This is a genomic window from Thermoactinomyces sp. FSL K6-2592 (assembly GCF_038006465.1).
In the GTDB taxonomy this organism is placed as follows: domain Bacteria; phylum Bacillota; class Bacilli; order Thermoactinomycetales; family Thermoactinomycetaceae; genus Thermoactinomyces; species Thermoactinomyces vulgaris.
In genome coordinates, this window is sequence record NZ_JBBOVH010000002.1 from 24115 (window position 1) to 39985 (window position 15871).

A 15871-nucleotide genomic window follows, 5' to 3' on the forward strand; every position below is an offset into this window, starting at 1 on the left:
GAGCCCCTGAATGGGGCTTGGATGTTTTAAAGTTCGCGCAATGCCTGAATCACTTCGGTTTTGGAACGGGTTTGGCTGTCAATGGATTTGATGACGCGTGCCGGGGTTCCCGCCACCACACTGTTTGGGGGAACGTCTTTGGTCACGACCGCACCGGCGGCAACAACCGCTCCTTTTCCGACCCGGACCCCTTCCAGAATCACGGCATTGGCACCAATTACGACATCGTCTTCAATCACGACGGGCTTTGCGGAAGGAGGCTCAATCACGCCGGCAATCACGGTGCCTGCACCGATGTGGCAGTTTTTCCCGATGGTTCCGCGGCCGCCGACCACCACGTTCATATCGATCATGGTTCCTTCACCGATGACAGCTCCGATATTAATCATGGCCCCCATCATAATGACTGCGTTTTTTCCGATTTCGACATTTTCGCGGATGATGGCGCCCGGTTCAATCCGTGCCGGAATGTCTTTCAAATCCAAGAGAGGAATGGCCGAGTTTCGTCGGTCGTTTTCGATGACATAGTCTTTAATTTTGTCTTTGTTTTCTTCAAGAATGGGTTGGAGTTCTTTCCAGTCGCCAAAAACAACGCCCACCCCGTTGTTGATGAAGGTTTGGGCACCTTTAAAATCAATATGTTCCAAATCCCCTTTAATGTGTACTTTCACGGGAGTCTTTTTTTCGCTTTTTTGAATAAACTCAATGATTTGATGTGCATCCATTTCCTTCATTTAATACATCCTTTCTTTGTCGAAGGGTAAGGGGGACACTTTTTTGTGTACCGTATCACATGAACAAAAGTATATCATATCTCCTCATTCATCGAAAACCGAAAGACTTATCAGCACTAAAAAAAGATCCTCTGAAGAGGATCCAATGAAAGAATCTTCCTTTTTAAAGTCCGCCTGGCTCGCTTTGAAAAAGAGTTGCCAATCCGCCCGGTTCGCTTTGGGAGGGATTCGCCTCGATGGATAATCCACCCGGTTCGCTTTGGAAGGGAGCGATTAATCCGCCCGGTTCACTTTGAGCTGCATGAACCGTGGGGCAGGCAAATCCGGTCAATCCCACAGCAGCAGCCACAACCCCGGAGACAATAAATTTAGATGTTATTTTCATAATCCTCTACCTCCCATCTATTAAAACCTTTTTTTACATTATACATATTTCGCATGCAATTCTGAAATTCCTTTTCATCATGTCCATCATAACAGCGTGCCAAACTAAACCAAATTTTGAATTCTTTATCCTGATACTTATGTTTTTGAGATATTTCAAGCGCTTTCTTATAAGTTAATATTGCCTCATCCCTTTGGTTGCACATCAGGCACAAATCACCGAGAATAATAAGACTGGTGCTTAAGCGGGGAGCGTCGTTAAACTTCTCAGCCAACCGGATTGCCGTTTTTAACATCTGGCTGGCTTCGTCGTTGCGGCCTTGTTTGATGTAGAGGATGCCCAGGCGGGTGTAAACCGTGGTCAGCCGCTGGTCAGGCGGGAATTTTCCTTCCAGTTTCAAAGCCATTTTGAACGAAGTTTCTGCCATTTCCCATTCTTTTTTTGCAGTGTAAACACTGCCGAGAACCGTCCATAAATCACACATGCTGTCATACTGCTTGTTGTTTCTCGAAATCTCGATGCCTTCTGTCGCATAATCAATGGCTTCATCCAACAAGCCGGACAAGCGGGAAAATTCGGCGCGCAACCAATAGAAGCTGAGCAGGGTGCTGATATCGTTGATTTGGGGGATCATATCCCATATATCCTGAACCAGGCGCATCCCTTCGGTGATTCGTCCCATGCGCTGGAGGTAAACACCTTTGTTGCGGTATAATAAATATTTGATGTGCTGATTATCTCCTGAGTCTTTAAAGGCTTCAATGCCGTTGTTTGTCATTTCCAGGGCCTGTTCGATATTGTTTTGTTTGTAACGGATCAAGCCGAGCAAAAGATAACTGGCTGCTTCCATATTGCTTTCTTTATAAGGGTTTTGCTGAGAAATGCGAAGGGCATTATACAAGGTGCGCTCAGCCTGTTTCCACTTTTGCTTGCTCATGTAGCACTCGCCTTTGTAATAGTAAGCTTGGGCGATGAACGGGTTGTTTTCATCCAGATTAAGCGCATCCAGGCGTTTCAATGCTTCATCGATCAGGCCGATTCTTCGCAATGTGGCAATGGAGAGAAGTTCAAACTTAACTTTTTTTAATTTTTCTTGCTCTTTCATGAGCATTTCTGGTAATTTACGCATGGGGAGATTCAATTTTTCCAGAAGATATGAAATTTTCTCAGGACTCACATGGGCGACCCCACGCTCGATGTTGGAAACCGTCGCCGGTGAAATGTTTTCATCGGCAAGGTCTTCCAATCTCAAACCGCGGTCTTTTCGAACCTTGCGAATCACTTCACCGATTTCGTGAAGGGCCAATTGTTTCAAACCGATCACCTCACAATCCGTTAATTATTATTATATTACACCTTTTTAAAAAAAATGGGAATGAGTGTTTTTTAAACTTCTTAAATATAAAAGGAAGTTTTTTGCGGGATTTTCAAATTTGTCATTACTAAAGCAGCCGGGACAAGGAAATAAAAGTAAGAAGAAAAAGAAGGAGGTTTAAAAAAGCAGAAAAGACGAAAAAAAAATTAAAAAAAAGATTCCGATCATCCATCCGTTTCGGTTGGAATAAAATGGTTCAACTTTGGAGGTAAACATTGTGTTTTGGGTATTCATCAGGGAATTGAAACAACGGATCTTGAAAGAAAGGCTTTATGATCTTGCCGCCCAGTTGGCTTATTACTTCTTGATGTCTTTGTTTCCGTTTTTATTGTTTACGGTAACCGTGCTGGCTTATCTTCCTGTTTCCAGCGACAACATCCTGCGTTTGATCCAGCCTTTTGCGCCGGAAGATACGTATGTGCTTGTGGAGAACAATTTGCGGGTCATATTGGATCAACAGCGGGGAGGCATTTTTTCGGTCAGCCTGATTGTCACGTTATATTTGGCTTCCATCGCTTTTCAATCGGTCATCCGCATCTTGAATAATGCTTATCAGGTCGAACAAACCCGGCCGTTTCTCATCCAGTGGCTTTTGGGAATTGTTTTAATGATGGGGCTTTTGATCGCCATCACGGTTTCTTTGATATTGCCGGTGTTTGGAAAGATCATCGGAGAGTTTGTGTTCGGTCTGCTCGGGTTGAGTGACTTTTTTTATGAAGTATGGATTTGGCTGCGGTGGATTTTAAGCAGTTGCGTTCTGTTTCTGGTGTTTTTCTTTGTGTACAAATTTGCGCCCAACCGGAAAATCGGCACGATGGAAGCTTTGCCCGGGGCCGTTTTTTCGACGATCGGCTGGCAACTCAGCTCGCTGGCTTTTTCTTATTATGCTTCAATCAACAATTATTCACATATTTACGGGAATTTGGGTGCTATTATTGTATTGGTGGGATGGATATATTTGTCTGCCATGATTTTGATATTGGGCGGGATGATTAATGCCACCTTTGGACAATTGAAAAAACGGGACAGATGGGAGAGTTGAGAGCTTATGCCGGATACAAAGGCATTTCGGATCGGATATGGGATCATCATTATATTATTGATTATTTTGTTGGCGAATCAAGTGAACTTTATTTTTCAACCTTTGGTGGTGTTGGTGCAAACCTTGTTTTTCCCATTTTTGCTGGCGGGGATTTTATTTTATTTGTTCCGGCCGTTGGTCCGCTGGCTGGAGAAGAAAAAGATTCCCCGCACCATCTCCATTTTGTTGATTTACCTTGCCATCATCGGCTTGTTGTTTTTGCTCGGTTCGTTGGTGGCGCCGGTTCTGCAAGAACAGTTGACCCATTTAATCCAAAATTTGCCGGCGATCACCGATGCGGCCAAAGAAGAGTTAATCCGGTGGAGCCATCATCCGTGGGTGAATGACAACCTGGATTGGAAGAAAATCATGACCTATGTGACCAATTACTTGAATTCCAGTTATAAAGCGATCGGCGCCAATGTCGCCAACTTCTTCCAAGTGCTGACCAATATCGTGATGGTTTTTATCACGGTTCCTTTCATTCTTTATTTCATGTTAAAAGAAGGGGAGCGTTTTCCCCATTATGTTTTGCAATGGCTCCCTGAAAAAGAAAGGGATAAGGGATTGCGGATTTTGTCGGATATGGATTTTGCGCTCAGCTCATACATCAAAGGACAAATTTTGGTGAGTTTTTGTGTCGGGGTTTTGGTTTACATCGGATATTTGATCATCGGCTTGGAGTATTCATTGATTTTGGCCATCATCACTATGTTTACTAACGTCATTCCGTTTCTCGGCCCGTTTCTCGGAACCATCCCCGCAGTCATTGTTGCATTGATTGATTCCCCGGGCATGGTGGTCAAAGTGCTGGTGGTCACCATCGTTGCCCAACAGATTGAAGGAAATCTGGTTTCTCCGCTTGTGATGGGAAAAAGCTTGAACATTCATCCGTTGACCATTATCGTTTTGCTCTTGGTTGCCGGAAGTCTGGTCGGTTTTTTGGGGTTGTTGTTGGCGGTCCCGGTTTATGCCGTCACGAAAGTGGTGTTGAGTCATCTGTATCGGCTCTTTTTGCTGCGGTGGCGTCAAAAAAGGGCTGAAGGGTGATATTCAAATCAGTCCATCTCATGATGGGCTGATTTGAAAAAGATGAAAGAATCGCTTTATCATAAAAAGGAATAATTTAAATATTGTATAAAATATATTAATAAATACCAATCATTTGCCATCGATCCGTTGGATTGTTTCCATTTCTGATTCACCATTCATCCAAAAAAGGGGGAAAGGGAATGGGAAAAGAATGGGATCCGACAGAAATCAAGCTTGAATCACCTGACCCGGAATTCGAGGCGGGAATTAAAGAATTTGAGTTGACACTCGATGAAGAATGCGCCGAATTGGATATTGACATTTAAGCCGTTGGACCGCTCCGTGGAGCGGTTATTTTTATTTGTTAAAAATATAAATTCGAAAAAAATGAATTTTTCTGTTGTTATATAACAGTAACTGTGATAATATAAATGTTGAAAGCAAGATCTGTTATATAATAACAGGTGGCCGAAAATGGGGAGGAATCATCGAATGACTGAGCTGGTGTCAGAGGGAATCAGGGTTTCTAAAGAGGTGCCGCCCTTATATCGGGAAATCTTGTCCGACGATGCGTTGCAATTTATTGCCAAGCTGGCACGTGCTTTCAGCCCGATGCGAGACAAACTGTTATTGAACAGGAAAGAAAGGCAGAAACGGCTGGATCAGGGAGAGTTGCCGGATTTTTTGCCGGAGACCAAACACATTCGGGAAGGGGATTGGACGATTGCCCCGTTGCCGGAGGATTTGAAGGATCGGCGGGTGGAGATTACCGGGCCGGCCGGAGACCGGAAACTGGTGATTAATGCGTTGAATTCCGGAGCCAACGTCTTTATGGCCGATTTCGAAGATGCCAATTCCCCGACCTGGAAAAACACCATTGGCGGTCAAATCCATTTAAGGGATGCGGTGAACGGGACAATTGAATATCGCAATCCGGACGGAAAAGAATACCGGTTGAAAGAAAACCCGGCTGTGTTGATCGTACGGCCGCGCGGATGGCATCTGGATGAGACGCGGATTTTGGTGGATGGAAATCCGGTTCCGGGAGGACTGGTCGATTTCGGCCTCTACTTTTTCCACAATGCCAAGAAATTGATCGAAAAAGGATCCGGTCCTTACTTTTATCTTCCAAAATTGGAGAGTCACTTGGAAGCACGGTTGTGGAATGATGTCTTTCTGTTTGCCGAGCATGAGTTTTCCCTTCCGAAAGGGACGATCAAAGCCACGGTTTTGATTGAAACCATCATGGCCGCATTTGAAATGGACGAAATTCTTTATGAATTGCGTGAGCATTCGGCCGGATTGAACTGCGGTCGTTGGGATTATATTTTCAGCTATCTGAAACGTTTGAGAAACCATGAGGATGTGATTCTGCCGGACCGGGAACGGGTGACCATGACCGTGCCCTTTATGCGGGCATACACCTTGTTGGCCATTCAGACCTGCCATCGTCGAAATGCCCCCTGCATCGGAGGGATGGCCGCACAGATTCCGATCAAACAGGACGAAAGAGCCAATGCGGAAGCCATGAAAAAAGTCCGTTTGGATAAAGAGAGAGAAGCCAAAGACGGCCATGACGGGACCTGGGTGGCACATCCCGGTTTGGTTCCGGTGGCAAAGGAAGTTTTTGACCAATACATGACAACCCAAAACCAAATTCACAAGAAGAGAGAAGATGTCAAGATCGAGGCGAAAGATCTGTTGGCCGTGCCGGAAGGCATGATCACGGAATATGGACTCCGGAAAAACATCCGGGTGGCCATGCAGTATCTGGAGGCTTGGCTCAAAGGATCCGGAGCCGCTGCGATTGACCATTTGATGGAGGATGCCGCCACGGCGGAAATTTCCAGGGCGCAGGTTTGGCATTGGATCCGGCATGAAAAAGGGATTTTGTCCGACGGCCGGAAAATCACTGCGGAATTGGTCCGCCAATGGATTGATCAGGAATTCAACAAGTTGCGCAAAGATGCGCAGGATGACAGTGTGTTGAACCAGGCAAAAGAAATATTTTCAGAATTGGTGTTTGAAGATGAATTCAGCGAATTTTTGACCCTGAATGCCTCCCGCTATTTAGATTGATTTCATCAAGAAGAAAGGATGAGCGAAATGACTCAACAACAAGAAGCGTTGGAATTAAAAAGAGACTGGGAAGAAAATCCGCGTTGGAAGGGGATCAAACGTCCGTATACGCCTGAACAAGTTCTGAAATTGCGGGGATCGGTGAAAATTGAATATACTTTGGCCCGCAGAGGGGCCGAGCGTTTGTGGAAGTTGATGGAGAAAGAATCTTTTGTGCGCGCACTGGGTGCCCTGACGGGAAACCAGGCGGTCCAACAAGTGAAAGCCGGCTTGAAAGCCATTTATTTGAGCGGTTGGCAGGTTGCCGCCGATGCCAACCTGGCCGGACAAATGTATCCGGACCAAAGTTTGTATCCGGCCAACAGTGTTCCGCATGTGGTCAAACGCATTAATCAGGCTTTGCAAAGGGCCGATCAAATTGAGCATTCGGAAGGAAAAAGGGAAAGAGAATGGTTTGCCCCGATTGTGGCGGATGCCGAGGCCGGGTTCGGGGGCCCGTTGAATGTCTTTGAGTTAATGAAAGCGATGATTGAAGCAGGAGCCGCCGGAGTACACTTTGAAGATCAGCTGGCTTCCGAGAAAAAATGCGGGCATTTGGGCGGAAAAGTGTTAATTCCGACACAACAAGCAATCCGCAACCTGATTGCAGCCCGCCTGGCAGCGGACGTCATGGGAGTTCCCACCATCTTGATTGCCCGGACTGACGCCAATGCCGCCAAATTGATCACCAGCGACATTGATCCCTATGATCATCCGTTCATCACCGGCGAGCGTTCTCCGGAAGGTTTTTATTACCTGAAAAACGGTCTGGACACCGCGATTGCAAGAGGATTGGCTTATGCTCCGTATGCCGACCTGATCTGGTGTGAAACGTCTGAGCCCAACCTGGAGGAAGCACGCCGCTTTGCAGAAGCCATTCATGAAAAATATCCCGGCAAATGGCTGGCCTACAACTGTTCGCCGTCCTTCAACTGGAAGAAAAAATTGGATGAAAAAACCATTGCCACTTTCCAAGAAGAGCTCGGGAAAATGGGTTATAAATTCCAATTCGTCACCTTGGCCGGATTCCATTCGCTCAACCACGGAATGTTTGAACTTGCCAAAGGCTACAGCGAAAGAGGAATGGCCGCTTACTCTGAATTGCAACAGGCGGAGTTTGCAAGCCAGGAAAAAGGCTATACGGCCGTCAAGCACCAGCGTGAAGTGGGCACCGGCTACTTTGACGAAGTATCCATGGTCATTTCGGGAGGAACCTCATCGACCACCGCTTTGAAAGAGTCGACCGAAGCAGAACAATTTACGACTTGATCCCAAAAAGAAGGACCTGCTGTGAAGCAGGTCCTTTTCGTCTGGTGCCGGTTTTTCACGGGGTGGAATCACCGGATGATTCAGCATGGCCGTTTTCCTCGGTTTTGATCGTTTGATACACTTTTTGAATCATTTCTTCTTTCGTTTGCCAAAGTTTGGTCGACAAGTTCACATGATATTCTTCAGGGTTTAAGATCCGTAAATATTCTTCCCAAAACTGGGAAAGCTGTTCCCGGTGATAAGCACGGATCTCGTTGAGTGAAGGGAGGTCATAAACCAGTTTTCCGTTTTGAAAAATCGGTTTTAATAACGGGACCGCCTTAAAACGCTTCATTTTTTTGCGGCGGAATGTGTGAACCGGATGGAACAGTGTGAGTGGTCTGTTTTCATCGATTTGTTCATCGGTGAGTGTGAGCAAGTCGCCGTGTGCCTTGTTTTTCCGGTCGAGAATCCGGTATACGTTTTTGCGGCCCGGTGTTGTCACTTTGGCCGGATTGGAAGAAATTTTGATGGTGGGTTCCCACACCCCGTTTTCATAGCGGGAAACCATTTTATACACGGCTCCCAAGGAGGGGGTGTCATAAGCGGTGATCAGTTTTGTGCCGATTCCCCATGAATCCACTTTGGCTCCTTGCGATTTCAGGTTTAAAATCGTGAATTCATCCAAGTCGCTCGAGGCGACGATTTTTGTTTCCGTCAGTCCGGCTTCATCCAGCATCCGGCGGGCTTGTTTGGATAAATAAGCGAGATCCCCGCTGTCGATCCGGATTCCCTTCAGGGTTTTTCCTTGTTTTTTGAGTTCTTTTCCCACTTGGATGGCATGCGGAAGACCGCTTCGCAAGGTATTGTACGTGTCCACCAAAAGCACACAATGATCGGGAAATGCTTTGGCATAAGCGCGAAACGCTTCCAGTTCGCTCGGGAAATCCTGGATCCATGCATGGGCGTGGGTTCCGCTGGTGGGAATGCCAAATTTTTTTCCGGCCAATGTGTTTGAAGTTGCATCAAAACCGGCCAGATAGGCGGCGCGGGCACCCCAGACGGAAGCGTCTTTTTCCTGTGCACGCCGGGTTCCGAATTCCATGAGCTGTTCATCGGGCGCCACATGCCGGATTCTTGCCGCTTTGGTTGCGACCAAGCTTTGGAAACCGATAAAATTGAGAAGCGCGGTTTCGATCAATTGTAATTCGATGATGGATCCTTCGGCACGCAGCATGGGAACCCCCGGGAAAGTAAGGGTTCCTTCCGGGAGGGCATAAATATTTCCGGTGAAACGAAAGTTTCTCAAGTAATCGTAAAACGCCGGGTCAAACGGTTCATCAAAGGATTTGATATATTCAATGTCCTCTTCCGTAAAATGTAGATTCATCAAATACCTGACGGCTCTTTCAAGCCCCGCGAAAACCGTATATCCGTTGCCGAAAGGAAGTTTGCGAAAATATAAATCAAATGCCCGCTGATGGAGGTGGGTTCCATTTTTAAAGTGGGCATACATCATCGTCAGTTGGTATTTGTCGGTGTGCAATACTGAAATATGTTCATTCATGGTGTAAACTCCTGTTCTACATTCATTCGATGATCTTAAACATGAGCGGAATGGCTTTGCGATCATGTATATAGTAAGCGCAAAATTGCATTTCTTTATCCTTTAAGGACATGATCCACAAGCTTTTGTTTGCAAAACTCCATGCAGACAGATCCCGGTTTGAGGGGTAGGCTTGAGTCAGCGGGTGTGAACGCATGACACCCAGCCACTCCAATTGATTGGAACGGATTTGTTTAATGATGTCAAAATAGGCGCTGGGTTCCGGTTCCAATGAACAAGGTGTGCGGTTTTGGCTGGGAACGGGAAAAAAATGTGTGATGGTGGTGAGATGCCCCGCTAAAAAACCATACCCTTCGTCAGGGTATTTTTTATAGCAATACTCTTTGATTTGCTCTACGACATGCTGATGAATGGTATAATAGGACGGCATGAATCCGGCCCCCTCATCGGAATTTGCATTTAAAGGAGTCTGCCATTATTTTATATTTCTATAAATAGAAAGTCTATGCCGGATTTCAAAGCGGGAAGCCGCTTGCGCCCCTTTTCCCCGTTTTTTGTTGCCGGCGGGGAGGGGAGGTTCGTGTGCCTTTCATTTTTTTTGCTTTATACAAATGGTAAAATAAAAGATATTTAGTTACTTGTTGAATTGGGGAAAGGCGGATGAAAGATGAGCGAAATCATAAACCCGGTTCAGGTGGGTTTATGCGGGTGGGGCGACCATGACATCTATCCGCCCGGAACCCGGTCCCATGAGAAATTGGCCATTTATGCAGGTCATTTTCCGGTGGTTGAATTGGACAGCACCTTTCATGCCATTGCCCCGCCGGACCGAATGGAGCGTTGGGCACAAGAAACACCGGCTTCTTTCAGGTTTGTGGTGAAGGCTTACCGGGAGCTGACCGGACATGGCCGCCTGGAGCGTGCTCCGGTCCGGACGTGGACGGAGCTGGTGGAGGAAATGAAAGATTCGGTGGAACCGTTGATCAAACATGGAAAATTGTCGATGTTGCTGTTTCAGTTTCCGCCGTGGTTTGACTGCACCAAAAAGCATGTGAAATATATCCGGCGGGTTCGCGAAGCATTTCGTGATTATCCGGTGGCAATTGAGTTTCGGCATCAAAGCTGGTTTCTGCCCCGGTTCAAATCGTCCACCCTTCGTTTTTTGCGGGAGGAAAAACTGATCCATACCATTTGCGATGAACCCCAGGCGGGGGAAGGATCGGTTCCTCCGGTTGTCGAAGTCACCCATCCGCAGCATGCGCTCATCCGCATGCACGGACGGAATTTGGAAGGATGGAATAACACCGGGCAACCCAACTGGCGGGATGTGCGGTATGCGTACCGATATTCGGACGAAGAACTGGACGAATGGAAAAATATCATTGAGCAATTAAAGGGCAGAACCGGTCAGGTGACCGTGCTTTTCAACAATAACTCACAAGGGGACGCGGCCGGAAATGCCAAGCAGATGATTGGCAAACTGAATCTTACCTTCAGCGGACTGGCTCCGAGACAGTTGACTTTTTTCGAAGAGTTGTGAGAACGTCGCAGCCAATAACAGGGGTGAGGGGATTTTCGTGAGCCGATTGAAACGAATTCATCTATTGCATACCAACGACTTGCACAGTCATTTGGATCAGGCCGGGAAGATTTACACGCAAGTGGATTTATTGCAGAAGCAATTCGAAGAAAAAGGGGAACCGCATTTTCTTTTGGATATCGGGGACCATATGGACCGGTTCCGGTTGGAAACCGAAGGAACCGACGGCAGGGTCAACCGTGCTTTGTTGGAGAGAACCGGTTACGATATGGTCACTTTTGGCAATAATGAATTGTTGACTTTTTCCAAAGAACAATTGGGGATGTTGTATGATGATGCGCCTTTTTCGGTGGTGTCCACCAATGTTTTTGATGTAAACGGGGTGGAACGGCCGGATTGGATTGTTCCTTACGAATGGAAAGATGCCGGCGGCATCCGTGTGTGTTTTCTGGCGGCGACGATCCCTTATCCCCGGGTGTATGAAATGATGGGCTGGCAGGTGAAAAATCCTTTTGCCATCCTTGGGAAGACGGTTGAATCATTGCGCAACCGGGCGGACATTATTGTATTGCTTTCCCATTTGGGTTTGGGAAACGACCGGAAGCTGGCCGAACAAATTGATGGAATCGACATCATCATCGGCGCACATACCCATCACTTGCTGGAAAAAGCCGAGAAAGTGAGAAATACATATTTGGCTGCAGCAGGAAAATTTGGTCAGGCGGTCGGCCAAGTGACGGTTTTCTTTGATGAAACCACCCGGTCAGTTCAGGATGTAACGGCACGCTGTCATGATCTGGCGGGGCAGGTGCCTGACGAAAGCATCAATTTGTTGATCCGCCGTTACAAAGAGCGGGCTGAGCAAAACCTGTCCCAACCCGTTGCCCGTTTGGAGGAACCGCTCACCGTCAACTGGAATGCGGAGTCGCCTTTTGCCAATTTGTTGGCGGACGGCATCCGGGATTGGGTCGGGGCGGATGTGGCCTTGGTCAACAGCGGTCAATTGTTATGCGATTTGCCCAAAGGAACGGTTACCTTGGAAATGATTCACCAGACGTGTCCGCATCCGATCAATCCGGTGTTGGTCGAAATCAGCGGAAGGGATTTGAAAAATGCGCTGGAAGAGTCACTGCTTGCGGAGTTTCAACAAAAACCGATCCGCGGTTTCGGCTTTCGCGGAGAAATCTTGGGAACCCTGAGTGTATCGGGAATCGAAGTACGGTTTGACCCGAGGCGCAAACCGTACCAAAAGATTACATCCATCCGGTTTGGGGAAAAAGGGGAATGGAAAGAAGAGGAAACCTATTTGGTGGGAATGATTGATATGTTTATATTCGGGGCCGGTTATCTGTCTTTAAAAAACGCGAGGTTAATCAAGTACTTTCTTCCCGAGTTTTTGCGGGATTTGCTGGCCTATCAGCTTAAGAAACCGGTGGCCGTCGAACGATGCAAAGAACGCAGGTTTTTCAAAGCAGGTAATTGAGAACGAACGACAGTGACATAAATTCATATGGATTTGGAGGTTGTTGCATGAGTTTTGTGGATGAGGTTTACGATTTGTATCGCGATCAATTAAATGATGATGAAGAAGATGCCGTGGCCATTGTACTCAGCATACTGGAGGAGCAGTCCCGTGAACACATGATGCAGCTCATTGAGCAGATGGATGATGATGAAATCACGCAAATGCTGGGGGTTTATCTGGTTGAAATGTTGAAGCTGAAAATGGTTCAGGACGGGAAATTGCCCCGTTTGCGTTCCGTGTCCCCGGTCACTCGTTATCATTGATCCGAAAGATTTCCTCACATGCACCGTTTGCGGCACATACATTGTATAAAAACGGTCCGCATGAGGAGGGAATCGGATGATCCAATTGAAACCTTTGGATATTGAAGGAAAGCAAGTTTTGGGAATTGAAGTCAAATTGCCGAAAACAACCCTGTTGGTGGTTACGACCGATAAAGGATATATTATGTGCGGTGCTTTGGATGTCGCGTTGTTAAACGAACGGCTTTCGGAGCGGAACATCATTGCGGCGCGTGCGCTGGGGGTCCGAACCTTGGAGCAGTTGTTGGATGCGCCGCTGGAATCGGTCACGCATACGGCGGAGGCGAAAGGAATCAAGCCGGGGATGACCGGAAGGCAAGCTCTGCTGCGGATGATCTGAATAAAGATGAAAAAAGCACTTTCCATTGGAAAGTGCTTTGTTGTCTGCGTTGAATCAGCGTACAGAGTTCAAACGTACGACATTGGCGGATTGGGGACCGCGGTCTCCTTCCACAATGTCAAATTCAACAGGTTCGCCTTCTTCAAGTGTTTTGAATCCTTCAGATTGAATGGCCGAATAATGAACAAATACATCTCCGCCGTCTTCGCGTTCAATGAATCCATAACCTTTTTCGGCGTTAAACCATTTTACTGTTCCCTTCATCTCAGGGCCTCCTTCTTTCCATTAAAAAGCGGCCAAACTCAAGCACTTGAAAACCTATTGTTTTGAAACAAGAGGCCACAAGATGAAACTTGACTTGCGATACCAGCTTTTTAACTCATTATGAACCTAAGTTTACCATGTTGAGCGGCAAGTGGCAAGTTTTTTCTGTGTCACTCCAAAAGATGCCGGTATTTGGACAGATCGATTTGTTTTTCTTTCAATTTTTTGATGAGCCACTTGTGGTCCCGTTTCGGGGTGGCCAGAATATAACCGCGGATAATATATTCTTCATTTAATGCCTCGGCCTGGTCTTTCAAAGCCAATTCCCCGATTTTTGCCGCAATCTTTTGTTTGGCCACATCCCGGAACAATTGGGGGACCGGCTGGACAAGTTCGTTTAAAAGTTCTTTTTGTTCCTGATTCCACAAATGAAGAGTCTCGTTTATGTAATATTCCTGCCAATCAAGAATCGATTTTCCATCTTCTTTGGGAAGGGCTTTTAAAAACTTGCGGAACATAAAATAACCGCCAATGGCGAGAAAAACGAGAAAACCAATCCAAAAGAACAAATAGATCCACTGCAGCCAGGCTGGTCCGATGCTCATCGCGGCTTCACCTCTTCTCTGCTTCTATCTAAAAAGTTATTATAAAGGAGAGGAAAATCGGAGTAAATAAAAAACGCCTTCATCCTTGTTTTCCCGATGAAGGCGTTTATAAGATCCGCTGATTATACCAACAAACTAATTCCATAACCGATCAGTCCCCAACATGGAATGCTTAATAACACCGCGTTAAATAATCCAGCCATTGGTTTTTGCATCAGGCATACCTCCCGTGAATTGGTTTCTGTGTATGATCAGGTTCAGCCGGCCAGCAAGCGGATGCCGAAGTAAATCATCGTCCAAACCGGAACACTCATTAACACTGCGTTAAATAATCCCACCGATGCGTGGTTCATTGTTTTTCCCTCCGTGACCTCTTTGTTGATCTCATTATAGCGGCTCCGGGAATGGTTTGTCTTTGTTTTCGGGCAAATGTAAAGTACATGTAATAATGGGGTTAAATTAAAGAAACAGATGGACCGGTTTGTTACATACGGAATCCTTTTGTAATAAAAAGCGGGCATTGCGCCCGGAAGATCGTTGCGTTATATTCATACACAGTGTTTTATGTATTGCAGGCAGGTTAAAAGGAGCAATGGCCATGATAAGGATGACAAATCAAAAAAAAGAACTGACGCCCGATTGGGATCCGTGGGATCCTTGGTATACAAGAGTTGAAAAAGGCAGGTACGAATTGACAAGTGTGGAATTCACGGTGACACAGTTGTGCAATCTTCGCTGTGAACATTGTGCGGTCGGGGAGGAATTGGTGGAACGGGAAGGCATTCCGATTCCGGTTGAACGATTGATTGCAGCTTTGGAGGAAATCGATACCTTAAAGACGGTCAGCATTACCGGCGGCGAGCCGGTTTTGAATCCCGGAGTCGTCCAAAACACCATTCAACCCTTGTTGAAATATTGCAAGGAACGCGGGATTTATACGCAATTGAATTCCAATCTCACGTTGCCGCTGAACCGGTATCTGGATTGGATTGATGATTTGGATGTTCTGCATATTTCATACAATTACCGGGATGAAAAAGATTTTTACCGGATGGCCTTTAAAAACTTCGGGAAGGAAATCAAGCCCAAAGTGGCGGAGCGGTTGTATGAACAGATGATCGATAATGCCCGCGAGCTTTCCAAAAGAGGGGTTTTTGTTTCGGCAGAGTCCCTGTTAAGCCCGTTTACGGCCAAATATATTGAAAAAATGCACCAAACCGTTGCAGAAATGGGATGCAAACGGCACGAAGTCCATCCTTTGTACCCCAGTGACTTTGCCAAAAACATGGAGCTTTTAAGTTTGGATGAGTATCGGGAAGCCGTTTGGAAACTGTTGGATCACCGGCATCCGGATGTATGGGTTTTGTTTGGGACCCTTCCTTTTTATCCGTGCAGTGACAAAAAAGAAGACCGTGAATTGTGGAGGCGTCTGCATCAAGAGGCCAACGTGACCGTTCGCCAGGATCCGGACGGACGCAACCGGTTAAATGTGAATGTTTTCACCGGGGATGTGATTGTGACCGACTTCGGGGATGTTCCTCCGCTCGGAAACATTCATCGTGACCGTCTCAGTGATGTGTTTGAACGTTGGCTCAACAGTCCCGTTGCCAAAGAAGTTCATTGTTTTTGCAAAGAAGCTCGCTGTGCGGGCCCCAATCTGCTGGTGAAAAACGCTTACTACCCCCATTGGGATTTCCAAAACCGGCAAGCCAAAGTCAGGGTGGGTCGCCGTGAATCATTGGATCTTCTGTAGAA

The 15871-nt window shown here is 46.6% G+C and carries 17 protein-coding genes; 10 read left to right on the top strand and 7 right to left on the bottom strand.

The window, feature by feature from the left end:
- Positions 1 to 26 precede the first annotated feature (26 nt).
- The 3 genes from dapD to NYE37_RS11825 form a co-directional block, all read right to left on the bottom strand.
- Positions 27 to 734, bottom strand: a complete 708-nt coding sequence (gene dapD / locus NYE37_RS11815; protein WP_037994766.1) for a 2,3,4,5-tetrahydropyridine-2,6-dicarboxylate N-acetyltransferase — start codon at positions 732 to 734, stop codon at positions 27 to 29.
- 163 nt (positions 735 to 897) lie between these two features.
- Positions 898 to 1119, bottom strand: coding sequence for a hypothetical protein (locus NYE37_RS11820; RefSeq protein WP_037994764.1), 222 nt, complete (start codon positions 1117 to 1119; stop codon positions 898 to 900).
- On the bottom strand, positions 1103 to 2434 hold the full coding sequence (locus tag NYE37_RS11825; RefSeq protein ID WP_037994763.1) for a helix-turn-helix domain-containing protein: 1332 nt from the start codon (positions 2432 to 2434) through the stop codon (positions 1103 to 1105). Before NYE37_RS11825 ends, NYE37_RS11820 begins: the two co-directional genes overlap by 17 nt.
- 277 nt (positions 2435 to 2711) lie before the next feature.
- On the opposite strand from NYE37_RS11825, the gene NYE37_RS11830 reads away from it, so the two are divergent.
- The 5 genes from NYE37_RS11830 (at position 2712) to aceA (ending at position 7994) form a co-directional block, all read left to right on the top strand.
- Positions 2712 to 3536, top strand: a complete 825-nt coding sequence (locus NYE37_RS11830) for a YihY/virulence factor BrkB family protein (protein WP_049719632.1) — start codon at positions 2712 to 2714, stop codon at positions 3534 to 3536.
- 6 nt (positions 3537 to 3542) lie between these two features.
- The gene (locus NYE37_RS11835; RefSeq protein WP_037994761.1) at positions 3543 to 4625 is read left to right on the top strand and encodes an AI-2E family transporter; all 1083 of its coding nucleotides are present in this window, start codon (positions 3543 to 3545) and stop codon (positions 4623 to 4625) included.
- Positions 4626 to 4807: 182 nt separating this feature from the next.
- Entirely contained in the window at positions 4808 to 4933 is a 126-nt protein-coding gene (locus tag NYE37_RS11840) for a hypothetical protein (RefSeq protein ID WP_255347178.1), read from the top strand.
- A 166-nt stretch (positions 4934 to 5099) separates the two neighbouring features.
- On the top strand, positions 5100 to 6686 hold the full coding sequence (gene aceB, locus NYE37_RS11845; protein WP_049719633.1) for a malate synthase A: 1587 nt from the start codon (positions 5100 to 5102) through the stop codon (positions 6684 to 6686).
- 27 nt (positions 6687 to 6713) lie between these two features.
- Positions 6714 to 7994 carry an isocitrate lyase gene (gene aceA, locus NYE37_RS11850; protein ID WP_037994758.1) on the top strand — a complete coding sequence of 427 codons (1281 nt, stop codon included), beginning with the start codon at positions 6714 to 6716 and terminating at the stop codon, positions 7992 to 7994.
- Positions 7995 to 8049: 55 nt separating this feature from the next.
- On the opposite strand, the gene NYE37_RS11855 is transcribed toward aceA, so the two are convergent.
- Positions 8050 to 9540: a nicotinate phosphoribosyltransferase gene (locus NYE37_RS11855; protein WP_037994755.1), complete on the bottom strand. Its 1491-nt coding sequence runs from the start codon at positions 9538 to 9540 to the stop codon at positions 8050 to 8052.
- Positions 9541 to 9562: 22 nt separating this feature from the next.
- Positions 9563 to 9970 (bottom strand): Mov34/MPN/PAD-1 family protein, encoded by a 408-nt coding sequence (locus tag NYE37_RS11860; RefSeq protein ID WP_037994753.1) that lies wholly within the window; start codon positions 9968 to 9970, stop codon positions 9563 to 9565.
- Between the two features lie 237 nt (positions 9971 to 10207).
- On the opposite strand from NYE37_RS11860, the gene NYE37_RS11865 reads away from it, so the two are divergent.
- From NYE37_RS11865 to NYE37_RS11880, 4 genes are all read left to right on the top strand, one after another.
- A complete protein-coding gene (locus tag NYE37_RS11865; protein WP_037994751.1) occupies positions 10208 to 11080 on the top strand; it encodes a DUF72 domain-containing protein in 873 nt (290 codons plus the stop codon).
- 37 nt (positions 11081 to 11117) lie between these two features.
- Complete coding sequence (locus NYE37_RS11870; protein WP_037994748.1) at positions 11118 to 12563, top strand: bifunctional metallophosphatase/5'-nucleotidase; 1446 nt, start codon at positions 11118 to 11120, stop codon at positions 12561 to 12563.
- Between the two features lie 47 nt (positions 12564 to 12610).
- Complete coding sequence (locus tag NYE37_RS11875) at positions 12611 to 12868, top strand: DUF6154 family protein (protein WP_049719637.1); 258 nt, start codon at positions 12611 to 12613, stop codon at positions 12866 to 12868.
- A 76-nt stretch (positions 12869 to 12944) separates the two neighbouring features.
- Positions 12945 to 13247, top strand: a complete 303-nt coding sequence (locus tag NYE37_RS11880; protein ID WP_037994745.1) for a YunC family protein — start codon at positions 12945 to 12947, stop codon at positions 13245 to 13247.
- Between the two features lie 54 nt (positions 13248 to 13301).
- On the opposite strand, the gene NYE37_RS11885 is transcribed toward NYE37_RS11880, so the two are convergent.
- Both NYE37_RS11885 and NYE37_RS11890 read right to left on the bottom strand, forming a co-directional pair.
- On the bottom strand, positions 13302 to 13511 hold the full coding sequence (locus NYE37_RS11885) for a cold shock domain-containing protein (protein ID WP_037994743.1): 210 nt from the start codon (positions 13509 to 13511) through the stop codon (positions 13302 to 13304).
- A 170-nt stretch (positions 13512 to 13681) separates the two neighbouring features.
- Positions 13682 to 14116: a DUF2621 family protein gene (locus tag NYE37_RS11890; protein ID WP_049719638.1), complete on the bottom strand. Its 435-nt coding sequence runs from the start codon at positions 14114 to 14116 to the stop codon at positions 13682 to 13684.
- Between the two features lie 598 nt (positions 14117 to 14714).
- Here NYE37_RS11890 and yfkAB point away from each other — a divergent pair.
- On the top strand, positions 14715 to 15869 hold the full coding sequence (gene yfkAB, locus NYE37_RS11895) for a radical SAM/CxCxxxxC motif protein YfkAB (RefSeq protein ID WP_062842814.1): 1155 nt from the start codon (positions 14715 to 14717) through the stop codon (positions 15867 to 15869).
- Positions 15870 to 15871 lie beyond the last annotated feature (2 nt).